Source organism: Bacillus sp. AR4-2 (assembly GCF_008274865.1).
GTDB lineage: Bacteria > Bacillota > Bacilli > Bacillales > Bacillaceae_G > Bacillus_A > Bacillus_A cereus.
Genome location: NZ_CP031063.1, coordinates 100,542 through 114,176, shown reverse-complemented (window position 1 = coordinate 114,176; position 13,635 = coordinate 100,542). Strand labels below are relative to the sequence as shown.

The window sequence follows — 13,635 nt, the reverse complement described above, 5'->3', positions numbered from 1 at the left end:
TATATATAAGCGAGGATATTATTAAATCAAATGTAATATTAATAATATAAATTAAAATTCTCTTATGTATTTTTCTACAAATTAAACCTAGTATATATACTAGGTTTGTTAATTTTCTTATTCTTCTTCTTTTTTACTATATTAAGATTAACACAGTTATTGTAATACATAGTTTAAATTAGTATATTTATCAATTACATTCTGAATATTAAGTTTATATATGGTTTAACTTAAATTTTACAGTAGAAGTAGCACCTATCATTATCAGGCTAATTAAAAAATGTCCCCCTAAAATATCAAAACACGCAATTCTTTCTGTAGAATGATAGGAATGAATTGCATTTATATTACAACTAATTATTTCTATTTAATAAATCCCCTAACCCTTATGACAACGCTTGAACATACCTTTCTATAAAGTTGAGTAATAATAGGATTATTAAATGATGTATTATCTCCTTAGTTTAATTCACATAATTTTCAAAAATATCAACCTATAGCATTCATCGATTGTTATATAATGGAACTAAGCCGTAATCAATATGGTTTCCCCGTTATGAATAATGAGATAATTTATGTGTCCCTTGTATTCGCTTTAACCCAAAAAGAACTTGTAGTGATTTCTACAAGTTCTTTTTGCTTTTCTTATTGTTTCTAGAGTAAAAACTTTTCAATATAGTGGAAACATTAATAAAGCATTTATCTCTAGTTTGCTAACTAAAAATTTAGTGTTTTAACATACTTTATAAAAATATTTTAGACTATAGAATAAATCATTAGACTGTTAAAAATAGAAAAAAGGGAAGAACCACCAATATTCTTCCCTTTCTCCTGTAATTAGGGTTGCTATATTAATTAATATAGCAGTTTATAAAATGTTGGATGCAACAGTTTACTCTTGAAATTATAGCACGAGTAACAATTGATTCTTATGCAATATTGCATAAGAATCAATTGTTATTTATCAAAGAAATTGTCTCACAATAGACAGTAGTACATACTTTTTATGTTTAGTTTTAAGTAAGTTTTAATTTTAATTTTTTAAAATATCGATGAAGCTAAGGAATCCGAAAGTATTTAAAAGGAAAACAATAGATTTGAATTATATTTCTCATCGGCCAATATTGTTTAACATAATAAAATAAAGATAGATGATAACCAATACATGTTATTAGAATTTAAATGGTTCCAATCTGAAGAATGCACCTTAAAATTAATTTTCTTTGTGTACAATTTTTTATACATTTATACACTTTGAATTTTTTATGTACGTTTGATATAATTACATTAATAGTATCACAGGAATATCTTATGTATATAATAAAAGAAGAGATGCGCTAACATCTCTTCTAGTAACTGCTACCGCAAGGTGGTCGGTTACTTAAACTTATTTTTTGCGTTTAGAACCGCCCTTTCGCTTGCCGGCATTTGGGGCGGTTCTTTTATTTCGTTTACTGTTAATCTTTTTCGCCAGCTCATTCGCATAAGCTGTAGCAAATACTGTAAGGAATACCTTAGCAGCGTCGTACAATAAATTAAATAAAGAATCCATTCGGTCACCTCCTTCCTCTCTAAGATCAGAGAAAGGATAGCAACCTCCCGCCCTCACAATATACAGTTGTTTTCATTCTATCATACTTGTACATGCTCACCAATATAAAATAGCCCACCTATTTCCGTAGACGGACCTTTTTTATTTTGCAATTGTGCACAATCATACTATAACAAACTGTTTAAATAAAATTGTACATTTAAAATAATTGGAATTACTTCACCAATCCTAACACCCTAACAATCTCAACTATTTTATTATCTTCTAATCTACAATAAAGTCGTTTACCTTTACGTTCACTTTTCACAATATTCCCCTGAACTAATTTTCGTAAATGCTGTAAAATCACAGCTTCCGAAATCTGCGTTAGTTTACTTAACTCAGAAACCGACAAAGAACCACGCACAATCAATTCACGAACAATTAATAAGCGACTAGGATTTCCTAATAATTCTAAAGTTTTTACGCTTTCTGTATAGAAATTAAAATCCATATGAAAAGCCCTTACCAAAACTCCCAACCTCCCAAAATAAAGAAAAATAACAACCAGAATATCTTAACATAAAAACAGTAGGATTAACTCCAAAATATACCAATGTATCCTTGAGAAAAATACTACTTGGATGAAATTCTAATACATAGTATTAAAATTAAGATGGTGCAAATCAGTGGAAGGTATAGAAGCTGGGCATTATTTATATTTCTTATATTTATCTCCTCTTAAATAGTGATAGAGACGTAGATTTAAAATGTCTGTACAAAATACTTAATCAAAGCTTTTAGAAGTGAAAGATAGGATTTTTATTTCTCTTTCATTAATTCACATAATTTTCAAACTCTTTCAATCCAATTGTTGATATTTGATATATAATAAAATTAACCCGTAGTTATCATGTTTGCTCCGATTCAAATTATGAGATAGTTTGTTTCAACTTTTTTACATTATCTTAAAAAGAACTTGTAGGAATCCCTACAAGTTCTTTTTGTTTTTTTATATTGAAATGAACTAAAAAATTACAAACATCTATAGCTTTTTAATTAACATAAATTCTTAGTTATTTAGCCATATTATATTTGTTAGAGAAACAGCAGCTATTGTAATTCATTATCTGATAAAAGACAAAAAGAAGCCAAAAAAAATTAATCTTTTCACCTTTGTTACTCCACAATCTAACCTTTTACTTCATAAGTTTAAAAGATGAATTCCAGTGCTTACAAAGAATACTTTGCTAGTTGCTCACCCCAAGATGATAATCCAGTCTCAATAAACCCTGCCTTTTTATATACAAGTTTAGCCGTAAGATTTTCAGGATGATATCCGATCATTATTAAAGGAATGTTTGTATTGTTATTTTGTCTTACCTCTTCAATAACCAGATATATAGCTTGTTTCCCTATACCTTTTCCTTGAAATTTTTCATCAATCATAAGTCTATAAATCCAATAATTATTATCATCAGGATCTATTCCAAACATAGTAAATCCTATCATTTTATTACCAACATAAATTCCTTTTGCATAAAAATTATCTAGAAATTGAACTTCTGCGATAGAATACAGGTTTGATGCTATAAATGTCCGTTGTTCCGCTTTAACAGATAATCTAATTGCTTCTTCCCAATTACTTTTATTAATAGACTTTAAATGAATTTTCTTCAATCTTATACTCTCCCTTTAATATTGAAAGGGGAACCACGTAGTTAATGGGCTATTGAAACGTTATCCCCTTGTTTTTTTGCCCAATCAAATATAAATAATTTCTCATCGACAACGCCTCCTTAAAATTAAAAACAAGTTATTATATTCAATATAATTGTTATATTTCCTGTAACACCCTTTTATTTTAGAAGATATACTGAAGAATGTTTACAATATTAGTAATTTAACTCATTATCACCAAACAACGGTTTGTTATTTTATTAGCGAATCTAAACTTAGCAAAAGTAGAGAAGTATACTTTTCTACTTGTTCGTAGTTTCAAATGAATATTCACAGAATAAGATATACTATGAGAATCCTTATTATAATTGCCTTAGTTGTCATCGGTTTAGTATTTTCCAACTTGATTTCTATACATACAATCGAGACCGTAGCTGACATAATCAGAATTATTATAACAATTGTACTTGGTGATTATTTCTTATATCATTTTGCTCTTAGAATTCTTGCACTATTTACAACTTTTATTGGAGTTATTTTAGTAATTTGCTTAATTACATATGCTGTAACTAAATTACTTTAGAAGGAGAAATGAATTATGAATGCCCTAAAAAGGGGACAGACCCACATCCATCAACTTAAGGTTTTAGACTATTTTTGAAGTTAAAAGTACGTTACTATTCTCTTATGTTAATGGGAAAGGGCGACGTACCTCCTTTTGTTCCAGTAAACTTTTCAGAATAAGTTTCTTCTCAGTCTTTGTTTTGCAACATTTAATGTGAGACCATATAAATTTATTTCTCAATATTATCCACCAAAAAATCCCATATATTGTATTTTAAATTCATCAGGTTAAATGTATAATCAATTTGTAAATATTATACAAAGGGGATTGATTTTATGAAGAAATTATTTGGAAGCATTTTGATGTCCTTTATTTTAATGTTTTCTTTTAGTATGAGTGCTTCTGCAGCAGAATCATCTGAGTTAACTTCATTAAAAGATTATCATGTTTATTACTATGAAGTACCTACGAATGCTAAAACTATGAAGGTTCAATTAACTGGTCCTAAGTTTAATAAAAACCATTTGTATAAGGTATCAGTTTATAATGATTATAACTCACGTACTGATACTGGAATAGTTGCTATATCTAAAAATGCAGGATCTACTACACATGAACTTCCTGTAGTTAAAGGCGTACCTGGGAAAGGACAAGTAAGAGCTGGGACAACAGTTGCAGTAAGGGTAGGAGCTTCAGATTTTAATCCGAATGCTACAGATTTTACTTATAATTTAAGCGCATATTTTAACTAAAATAGATTTATCTCTAAAAAACAATTCTCCATTATAGAGAATTGTTTTTTTAGAGATAAATTGTTAGATTTTTTAATTTTAAAACCATCGGGTGTATTTGTAACAAAGAAAACCACATGAAAATGGACTTGCCCTAAATGCGGCGTAATCGTCCAATCGACAAAAACATACGTTCATATTAAATGTGGAGACTGCAATCAAATATTAATAGGGGTCACCTTACATATTCATCAATTTAACATTTTAATGTATCACCTAAATAAAAATTTCTTTTCTCTACATGTAGTTATTTTGAGAAGTCATTTCACTTTTTCTTCTTTGGGGTGTTTACTTTTCTTAACTTGATAGTACCCCAGAACGAAATTTTGTGCTAACTTGTAACAAAAAAGCGCATTTTTTCGTTTTGAGGTATTTCAAAATATGAGTTGGATAGGCATGTGCGGTGATCACAGTAATTTTTCGATACACCCATCATAATGAATCTCTCCTTTTCCTCTTTTTATCAGTATTGGTAGGTAAAGAGGGACCAGACACAAAAACAGGTTGTGAAGAAGACTTTCTCCACAACCTGAGATTAAGTTATATATTCAAATATGACCTGTTCTTTTAACTATTTAATCTTTTATAATCTGCTATAGTCGATATAACTAGAGTCATAATAAATCCACTGACCTGTTCCAATTCTTAGCCAACCATTCTTTTCTTCATATACTGTAACTTTCTCACCTTTACTTGTCTTTCTAACAATAGAATAGTTTGTACCTGATCCGCTTCGAACATTTACCCCAATACCATTAATTTGAGCCGTTCCAATTACCTTTTCAACACTACCATTTTCAATTACTTGTAGCATATTTAGAATAAATGTTGCTGTTTCACCACGAGTTGTTGTTCCTTTAGGATCGTATTGATTGTCACCCTTACCTCTTACAATACCTAGACCATACAATCTTTGTACGTCTTCTTTATAGCTAATTTGGTCTTTGTCTGAGAATGGTAGGTTTACAACTGGTCCCCATATACCTTTATACTGTAAAGCCTTGTTTACAATAATTGCTGATTCTTCTCTTGTAATAGGTGTGTTTGGGTCAAAATAACCATCTCCTCTACCTTGAATGATACCTGCACTTGCAGTACGTTTAATACCATCTCGTAAAGTTGAATTTGCATCGTTTAGGTCTTTAAATGAAGCATCTCCAGCTGGCAGTTTTAGAGAGTTAGAGATTAATTGAGCAAATTCGGCTCTTGTTATCGCTCTATTGGGTGCGAAAACTCCGTTTCCTTCCCCTATCATAATACCCCTTCTATTTAACTCTCGAATAGCATCTTCATACCAACCTCCTGTAATGTCATCTTTTGGTTGATAAAGATTATTATAATACCCCTCAACGCTATTTACGAATACATCCCATTGCCCATTATTAATCATGTTAGCAGGACAGATTTTACCGCTCCATTTTTGGTGTTTTACAATGTTATTTAACGGTACACCAGTTTCTTTCATTAAATAAGCTACAAGTTTTTTGGCGTTATCTACCGCTTTACTGTAGTTTCCATCACTGTTAACTGCGATTTCAATTGCAATAGATTCTCTATTACCTGGACCATCACCGTCTCCTGCGTGCCATCCGTTCTCGTTTAATGGTAGGTGTTGATAAATCTCCTTATCGTCTACTGTAAAATGCCAAGATGCAGCTCGGTCTGTACTGCCTACTGCTTGGTTATATAGGTATTGAGCGTGGTTTCTAGCACCTGCCCCTACACTTGTATTATCAGTCTCATGAATTGTAATGTACTTTGGACTCATATAATTTTGAGGACGAATATTATCGTTACCTGCTGGAACAATCCATTCAGTGAATGGAACACCATTTATTGTACTAGAAATGCTAGGTGATATGGGAGACAGACTACGTTTTGTTCTGTTTGAATTGTTAGGAACAGTTAGTGTACCTGTTTCTTCATGAATACCTTCTGAACGTTGAAGACTATCTACTTTCTTATTGTCGACAGTACCTCCACCACGTCCGTCTACCTCTTTAAAACTAGCTTCAATACTTTTTAAAGCCTGTTCATCTGATGTTGTTTTACTTTGTTCCTGAACGTTTGTAGATTGCTTATTGTTTACTAATTGTTGTTCCTCTGCAAACGATACCAATGGCGAAGATAATACCGTTAATCCTGCCGTGAATGCTACTACTTTTTTATTAAATTTAATGTTCATTTCTAATTTGGTATACCTCACTATTTTAATAGATATACCTTCCTCCTTGTACTTCTTTTAGTGTGAATATTAGTTTAAATAATGGTAGCCTGCCCCCTCAAAATAACAGGTCGATTTTACATTTCATATGTCAAACCGTCATCTATAAGTCCTACATGAAATGTTAGTACTTTAGAATTATAACACAGCACTTTTGCAATACTTCCAAGACTCTTGCAAGCAATCTCCTAATCTTGGATATACTGATAGTATGACTCTAAAAAAACTTTTAATATATAGCAACTTTCTCCACTTATCTTATGAGCCTCTACAACAGAGTCTTTTGTTACAATAAAATCTAAAAACCCAGAATGTTCGTTGGTCTTCATAAAAATAGTGATAAAGGCTAAATGAGATTTCCCTAATTTCATCTCATCTAATAAAATTGTAAAGGCCCTTATAATTCCCTCTTCCTCCAGTTTTCTAACCCTATTCCCTACAGCTTGCCCAGTCATATGTATTTCTTTACCAATATCTCTCCACTGTACCCTCGAATTTTCTTTTAACAAATTCAACATATTAGTATCTATATAATAAAATATACATAAAAAAGAGCGGTAGATATTCATTCAATACATAAAAAAAGACTATTCATTCTGTATTGATATACAAAAGAATAGCCCCCATAGTTATCGAACTACATATACTTTGTCATTAGAACTAGTTTTTAGAATGCATTAAGCCTAAAATACTTTGATCTTGAATGTTCCACCATGATAATAATTTTTACCTACTTTTAATAGGGCAGTATACGTTCCTGGAGTATACGTAGGATTAATTTTTGTAGTAAATGTCCCTATACCTCTAGTAGAATTTGTATCCTTGATTTCATCAATAATTTGTAAATTATTGTTGTCATCGATACGGTAAATTCTAAGAATACCATAATCAATATGGCTATTTCTTATTGTCACACTAAATGTTTGTCCATTTCTTAAATCACTTACTGCTAACTCTGGCATATATATTGCATTATGATGAATGTATCCATAATCCGGAAAACCCCAATCTGTTGCTGCTGCTACTTGATTCGTAGGTTTAATCATTTCTACTGTAGTCAACCCTCCAAATGCTAAAGCTCCTGTAAGTACTAATGTGCTAAATTTTTTCATTGTTCATTACCTCCTATATATTTCTTTTATTCCTGTATAATACAAATCTATCTTGTAATATATATCAGGAGTTTGATAAGTATATTTCCTATTATTCTCAATATTTAAATTAATAAAAATTTCCTTTACAGGGGAACTTTATAATAATTTTTATTTAACTCGACCATATCCTGCAATATATTTACTCCAATAAGAACTATTTAAGCTAGCTTCACCAACCCCGGAATTACTAGCATTATAAAACTTGTTATCACCAATATACATACCAACGTGAGTAATGCCTGATTTGCCTGGAACCGTTCCTTTAAAGAAAACTAAATCTCCTTTTTGAAGAGCCTTTCTATCGACACGGGTAGTTTTATTATATTGATCTTGTGCTGTGCGTGGTAATTTAATCCCTTGTGTTCCATATCCCCATTGCATTAATCCCGAACAATCAAATCCAGTTTTAGGACTATTTCCGCCATATTTATATGGTTTACCTTCATATTTTTTCATCTCTGCATAAACTTTGCTAAATTGGCTCGCAGTTATTGATTTTGTGGTGGAAACTGATATAGATTGTATTGTGTTTTCATTTTGAGAAATACTATCAAGTTCATCTGCAGAAGCAAAACTACTCCCCGATCCTAGCATGACACCTAACGTTAATGTCCCAATTAAAATTTTCTTCATAAATTTCTCCTCCTGTAATCTTTTGTAAGGTTTTATCCTTCTCACCTAATAGATTAATCCAGATATAAAGAGGAATAAATACACGGAATTAGACATTATTCTACATTTTTTTAATATTTTGTATTTTTATTAACGTTTTATTTTACTATCTTTGTTTAAATTCAATAAATTTAGGGATTAGATTAATGATTTATGCAACACAAGCATAAAAATGCATTATTAAAACATTCAGATATTAATTGAGAAATAAATATAACTATTTAATGTATAGGTAATTATTAATTTCTTTTACAAAATATGAGGTGGTTCAAGTCGGAGGAAGGCACCTTAGGGTGTCTTTTTTTATTATGGATTTTTTTAGAAATAATTTGAAATATTATACAGTCGATTATGTTATTATGTTTGTAGGATTTCTGGTTTTAAAAATTACAAGAGTTAATAGGGGGAAACAATAATGAAGTTAGGAAAATTAGCATTAATTGGGGCGTTAACTTTTAGCGGTTTTACTGCAATAGAAATGAGTAAACCTACCTCACAAGCAGCTGCAGCTTACTCAGATCCACTTAATGATGATTGGGGATTTAAAACCATTGTAGATTTACAAAATTTAGAGGAAAGTACATATCAACCAGATTGGAAGATTGGGAATTTAATAACTGGTGATACATTTTACTTAACACAGCACTTTGGTAGAGAACATTTTGGTGCGCAAATGAAAATTTTTAAAATCCACACAAATGGTACCCTAGAACGATTCCAAACAATAGAACCAGAATTTATTCCTGGAACAGAAATTTGGCAAACCCCTATCACAGATAGCTATACAAGCGGTACTTATGTCGCTGCAATTAAATATCGTGGTGAATTCACGTATTCAAATCAATTTACAATCAATTAGGGATATAACGTGATCATATATTTTTTACGAAACCCACCCTTTTGCTTCCGACGGCGACGAGGAGTGGGTTTTTTGTTATCTTTTTCTAAAATTTGTTTCCTAAAAACATACGCAGACACTTCACGTACAATGGCTTTCACAAATTCTTTTAGAAGCTCAAACAAAAACTCCATAGGTATATCACCCCCTTTCCTTCCAAATGGAAAGAAGGGATAACCAATCACACTCACAATAAACAGTTAATCCTATTTTATTATACTAGTACAACCTCACCAATATAAAAAAGACTACCATTACTGGCAGTCCTTTTTTGGTAGTTTTAGAAATTAAATTATAACATATTGATATACGAATTATAAATATACTTTTCCAAAAGATACTATAAGTTTTTTATAATTCCTGATTTCTCAATTTTTATTTCATAATGAATTTTTCTATAAGTATTAACAACTAACATTAAAATTATCAATTTACTAGATTATTAGAAAAAACTAGTTATCTATATAATTACTTGGTAAAATATAGATATAATTTAAGAGGGTAAAGTTAATATAGATCAACTAAGTAATGCTAAGAAAATATTTTATTGCATAAAAAAGGCTCCATTGCTGGAGCGCTCAAAATAAAATAAATAAACGAATTAAAACAAGAAACAGACAATTTAACTATATACTTTAAATATAAATAAATCCATATATATGCAATAATACATATAAAAAATTCTATTTATTGATTCTATAATAGACTTACTCGATAATTGTTATATTTTTTTATGTTTTTTAAGCAATACAATACCTTCTTAACACCAAGGGTACAAGTAAAAGAAGACATCTTAATCGATTTCTTCTTTTCTTATATAATAACACAATAAAAGATTGCATTGTATCAAATAGAAAATAGAGGAATTTTAATAGGTATGTAAAAATACATAATAAATGAACCGAATATTATGATATACTCCTAAAGAGCTGATACAAAACTTCTTTAGATTGGAAAACTAAAGTCTTATCTACCCAATTGTGGGGGCGCCTTATGGCGTCTTTTTTTTATAAGAAACCCCCAAGCATTCATACACTTGAGGGGGTACCGTCAGCATTTCGGAAAAAAACCACGCTAAGAGCATACAAGATTTTATACAGTTTTTCGGCTAATCCAGTAACAAACGAGAACCCTAAAACCCGCGCCACAATAGAAATGTATAAAAAGATATATACAATGATAGAAAAAGAAAAAGACGGATTCCTTGTGAGAGTAAGGGTCCGCCTTTTTCCTTGCTACCGAAAATAGGACGTTATGTTAATTAGATGTGTATATGATATACAAGAGGAACTCTTTCCTACTTACACAAATCTATTATAATAGAGAACGTCTTCATAATAAGGGGGGCATCACATATTTAAACAATTTTGGGCATAGATAAAGGGAGAAATAATAGATCAAAATTTATAAATTGATTGAACATCTAAAAGGAGTATAAAGTATTTTGAGAAAAACTAAAATGAGAAACTGTGTGAAATTATTTGTTCTTTACTTAATTATAATTTCAATATATTTCCTGTTATTTGATTACAGTAAAATATATATTAAGGCAAAAATAAATAACGAATTTTTATATCAATTATATTTATTAATAGGACGTATTAGTATAGGTTTCGGAATATATTTCATTCCAGATAAACTAGGTATTAAGATTAAATTCAGATTTAAATTTCTTATAGCAGTTATCGCAATGATAATTACTATAATTTTTCTTGATATAGTTGGTTTAATTGAATAACTTCCTGTAACGAAAATTATGTAAATAAGCTGTCTATATGGACAGCTTATTTTATTTTTTGCTTAGCGTAGTTTTTTTCAAAAATGCTGGCGATACCCCATTGCTATCAAGTTGTTCTCCAAAACGATAAAAATAAACTTTGATGCTATACAAACACAAAATTTCCATTTAGGGGGTACTTTAAAATCTTAGCTTAATAGGCATGGGGCGGTACCTCTACTACATCAGTGTTTTAACTCATTATCACCAACCAATGGTTTATTATTTTTTTAGCAATCCTAAACTTAGCAAAAGTATAATTTTGCTAAGTTTTCTTATATCATGCCACCTTTAGATTTCTTGCAATATTTTCATTGGCATTATGCAACTGATTATGATAAAAGACTTATAGAAGAACATAAAAAATGGAGTCCCTAATCGGACTCCATTTTTACCTACCCTACTCTTTTGTATCAAAGATTAGTTATGAAGGATATTTTATTATTTATCTACAAGTTCCATTCTTTTTTTTAGAAATATTTCACGTGCCTCTTCATCTAGAAGGTCTTTGAATGAATCGTGGTAACTATAATATTTCATCCTTTCCTCCTCACTAAAAACTTCTAATATGGAGGTTTTACTACTGAGATTTCCCTTTGCTTTTTCAAGTGCTTTAATCTCTAAATCTAAAATCTTAACATACTCTTTATGTACTCCCTTAAATTCGGAAGGGGCATTGAGTTTTTTTGTTTCTTTTAGAATAGAAACACGGTTTTCAATGTATTCCTTTTTATCATCTACTGAAGGTTTGTTATCATCTATTTTTTCAAGATCCCCATCTGCATTACTACTTTCTTTTGCAGCTCCATTCAAGTAGTCCTCTTTCGATAGCGAAGAACATGCGACCAAGAAAAGAATAGAACACAGCAAAGTCACAATCACCTTATGTAATTTCATATATTTCCCCTTCCTAACATTAACATTTTTTTGTTCAGTACAACTTTGTATTAAACCTACACAAATGAAAATACACCTATAATTATGGTTTGGTGATAACCTTGCCGGCTAATCCCGCTAGTATAATTGCTTCGGTTATCTTTGTTCCATTTGTTGCATCCACTCCATAAAAAGCGTTTAATGCATCAACAAACCAATCGGCGTTCTCTAAAACTGTATATCCATTACTTTTTAGTGAAGTAAGAATAGTAGTAACAGTACTATATTTTTGAGAATCACCCATTTTCAACCAATCATTACCGTCTTTTGTAGAAGAATTTGCTTTAGTTGTACTAGAATTAATACTATTATCTTTTCTATCGATAACTAAAATCCCCTTAGAATTGAATTCAAATCTATCTCCAACCACTAGGGTCCGTTCCTCTCCATTCATATTATTGATGTTCGGATCCTCATAAAACATCCTATATTTTTCTTTGCTTGTAGAGAATTCAACATACCAGATATCACAAAGAAAAAGTCTACCACAGCTTAGATCACCATTATTCTCCTTATTAACTTCATGTATTTTATCTATTGAATGTGAAATAAAGGCGAATTGTTCCGCTTCCTTTAATTCTTCAAAAGAATCATTCAAAGTACCTAGAATATTATAGTGTAGATTGGTATCATCAGAATCTACATCCTTCTCATATTTAACATTCGATAAATATTTTGTAAGTACCTCATCAGATTTGAGTGATTCGATAGATTTCTGTACTTGTTTTTCTAATGATGCTTCTGTCTCCTTTTTTTCCTCCGCCGTTACACCACAAGATGTAAGTAGAATTAAGCTAATAAAAGTTAAAATAAAATAAAATAAATTCCTCAAGTAACATGGCTCCTTTTACATAAATACTTTCAAAAACAGATAAAAAACGTAACCTTCTAAAATATTTACATTATTATAAGCATAGTAAGTTTACAATAAATCGTTTTATCTTTATATTAATTATATAGTGATATTAAAGCTTTTGAAAAGCTAATTAGTTATAACTTTGAAATAAAGCTACTTTTTATTCAAAATGATTAAACTTTTTTGTAATCTGCACCCGCTGTAGATTTCGAATGAAGTTTGATTAAAAATACCTCATAAACCCTTAATTTATGATAAATAAAAAGAAACCATTTTGAAAAATTTTTGATCTAAACGGCTTCTTTGTTTATTAATTAGTATAATAATTTTATAAAAAAAGTTTAAATACAATTGAGACATTAGCTGCCATAATCGGAGTTATAATAGCAATTGTACTTGGTGCTTATTTCTTATATCGTATTGCTCTTGGATTTCTTGCACTATTTGCAACTTTCATTGGTATTATTTTAGTGATTTGCTTAATTACATACGTTGTAACTAATTTAACCTAAAATGGAGTCCCGAATCGGACTCCATTTTTCACCTTTTAT

The 13,635-nt window shown here is 30.2% G+C and carries 13 protein-coding genes; 3 read left to right on the top strand and 10 right to left on the bottom strand.

Annotation, left to right across the window (positions count from 1 at the left end):
* Positions 1 to 1,387 precede the first annotated feature (1,387 nt).
* The 3 genes from DN399_RS28230 to DN399_RS27590 form a co-directional block, all read right to left on the bottom strand.
* Complete coding sequence (locus tag DN399_RS28230) at positions 1,388 to 1,552, bottom strand: hypothetical protein (RefSeq protein WP_000377655.1); 165 nt, start codon at positions 1,550 to 1,552, stop codon at positions 1,388 to 1,390.
* A gap of 214 nt (positions 1,553 to 1,766) precedes the next feature.
* Entirely contained in the window at positions 1,767 to 2,045 is a 279-nt protein-coding gene (locus DN399_RS27595) for an ArsR/SmtB family transcription factor (RefSeq protein WP_002042350.1), read from the bottom strand.
* 719 nt (positions 2,046 to 2,764) lie between these two features.
* Positions 2,765 to 3,211 carry a GNAT family N-acetyltransferase gene (locus DN399_RS27590; protein ID WP_149150182.1) on the bottom strand — a complete coding sequence of 149 codons (447 nt, stop codon included), beginning with the start codon at positions 3,209 to 3,211 and terminating at the stop codon, positions 2,765 to 2,767.
* Positions 3,212 to 3,560: 349 nt separating this feature from the next.
* On the opposite strand from DN399_RS27590, the gene DN399_RS28545 reads away from it, so the two are divergent.
* Positions 3,561 to 3,794 (top strand): hypothetical protein, encoded by a 234-nt coding sequence (locus DN399_RS28545; protein ID WP_149150181.1) that lies wholly within the window; start codon positions 3,561 to 3,563, stop codon positions 3,792 to 3,794.
* Positions 3,795 to 4,111: 317 nt separating this feature from the next.
* Entirely contained in the window at positions 4,112 to 4,528 is a 417-nt protein-coding gene (locus DN399_RS27580) for a hypothetical protein (RefSeq protein ID WP_089172393.1), read from the top strand.
* Between the two features lie 622 nt (positions 4,529 to 5,150).
* On the opposite strand, the gene DN399_RS27575 is transcribed toward DN399_RS27580, so the two are convergent.
* The 4 genes from DN399_RS27575 to DN399_RS27560 form a co-directional block, all read right to left on the bottom strand.
* Positions 5,151 to 6,752 (bottom strand): S-layer homology domain-containing protein, encoded by a 1,602-nt coding sequence (locus tag DN399_RS27575; RefSeq protein WP_149150180.1) that lies wholly within the window; start codon positions 6,750 to 6,752, stop codon positions 5,151 to 5,153.
* A gap of 227 nt (positions 6,753 to 6,979) precedes the next feature.
* The gene (locus DN399_RS27570; protein ID WP_000933400.1) at positions 6,980 to 7,309 is read right to left on the bottom strand and encodes an Lrp/AsnC family transcriptional regulator; all 330 of its coding nucleotides are present in this window, start codon (positions 7,307 to 7,309) and stop codon (positions 6,980 to 6,982) included.
* Between the two features lie 165 nt (positions 7,310 to 7,474).
* Complete coding sequence (locus DN399_RS27565; RefSeq protein ID WP_000714723.1) at positions 7,475 to 7,903, bottom strand: DUF5065 family protein; 429 nt, start codon at positions 7,901 to 7,903, stop codon at positions 7,475 to 7,477.
* 150 nt (positions 7,904 to 8,053) lie between these two features.
* Positions 8,054 to 8,578 carry a C40 family peptidase gene (locus tag DN399_RS27560; RefSeq protein WP_149150179.1) on the bottom strand — a complete coding sequence of 175 codons (525 nt, stop codon included), beginning with the start codon at positions 8,576 to 8,578 and terminating at the stop codon, positions 8,054 to 8,056.
* Between the two features lie 454 nt (positions 8,579 to 9,032).
* On the opposite strand from DN399_RS27560, the gene DN399_RS27555 reads away from it, so the two are divergent.
* Positions 9,033 to 9,476, top strand: a complete 444-nt coding sequence (locus tag DN399_RS27555; RefSeq protein ID WP_000765887.1) for a DUF5065 family protein — start codon at positions 9,033 to 9,035, stop codon at positions 9,474 to 9,476.
* Here the strand turns inward: DN399_RS27555 and DN399_RS28225 are convergent.
* The 3 genes from DN399_RS28225 to DN399_RS27535 form a co-directional block, all read right to left on the bottom strand.
* Complete coding sequence (locus tag DN399_RS28225) at positions 9,473 to 9,649, bottom strand: hypothetical protein (RefSeq protein WP_179953539.1); 177 nt, start codon at positions 9,647 to 9,649, stop codon at positions 9,473 to 9,475. The two genes, DN399_RS27555 and DN399_RS28225, sit on opposite strands and share 4 nt — an antisense overlap.
* Before the next feature lie 2,084 nt (positions 9,650 to 11,733).
* Complete coding sequence (locus DN399_RS27540; RefSeq protein WP_149150176.1) at positions 11,734 to 12,105, bottom strand: hypothetical protein; 372 nt, start codon at positions 12,103 to 12,105, stop codon at positions 11,734 to 11,736.
* A gap of 166 nt (positions 12,106 to 12,271) precedes the next feature.
* The gene (locus DN399_RS27535; RefSeq protein ID WP_098518489.1) at positions 12,272 to 13,060 is read right to left on the bottom strand and encodes a hypothetical protein; all 789 of its coding nucleotides are present in this window, start codon (positions 13,058 to 13,060) and stop codon (positions 12,272 to 12,274) included.
* Positions 13,061 to 13,635: the final 575 nt, after the last annotated feature.

Excerpts from the sequence above, each read along its gene's own strand:
- DN399_RS28545 (WP_149150181.1), top strand. The coding sequence starts at position 3,561 with ATGAGAATCCTTATTATAATTGCCTTAGTTGTCATCGGTTTAGTATTT.
- DN399_RS27565 (WP_000714723.1), bottom strand. The coding sequence starts at position 7,903 with ATGAAAAAATTTAGCACATTAGTACTTACAGGAGCTTTAGCATTTGGA.
- DN399_RS27555 (WP_000765887.1), top strand. The coding sequence starts at position 9,033 with ATGAAGTTAGGAAAATTAGCATTAATTGGGGCGTTAACTTTTAGCGGT.
- DN399_RS27575 (WP_149150180.1), bottom strand. The coding sequence starts at position 6,752 with ATGAACATTAAATTTAATAAAAAAGTAGTAGCATTCACGGCAGGATTA.
- DN399_RS27580 (WP_089172393.1), top strand. The coding sequence starts at position 4,112 with ATGAAGAAATTATTTGGAAGCATTTTGATGTCCTTTATTTTAATGTTT.
- DN399_RS28230 (WP_000377655.1), bottom strand. The coding sequence starts at position 1,552 with ATGGATTCTTTATTTAATTTATTGTACGACGCTGCTAAGGTATTCCTT.
- DN399_RS28225 (WP_179953539.1), bottom strand. The coding sequence starts at position 9,649 with ATGGAGTTTTTGTTTGAGCTTCTAAAAGAATTTGTGAAAGCCATTGTA.
- DN399_RS27595 (WP_002042350.1), bottom strand. The coding sequence starts at position 2,045 with ATGGATTTTAATTTCTATACAGAAAGCGTAAAAACTTTAGAATTATTA.
- DN399_RS27560 (WP_149150179.1), bottom strand. The coding sequence starts at position 8,578 with ATGAAGAAAATTTTAATTGGGACATTAACGTTAGGTGTCATGCTAGGA.
- DN399_RS27570 (WP_000933400.1), bottom strand. The coding sequence starts at position 7,309 with ATGTTGAATTTGTTAAAAGAAAATTCGAGGGTACAGTGGAGAGATATT.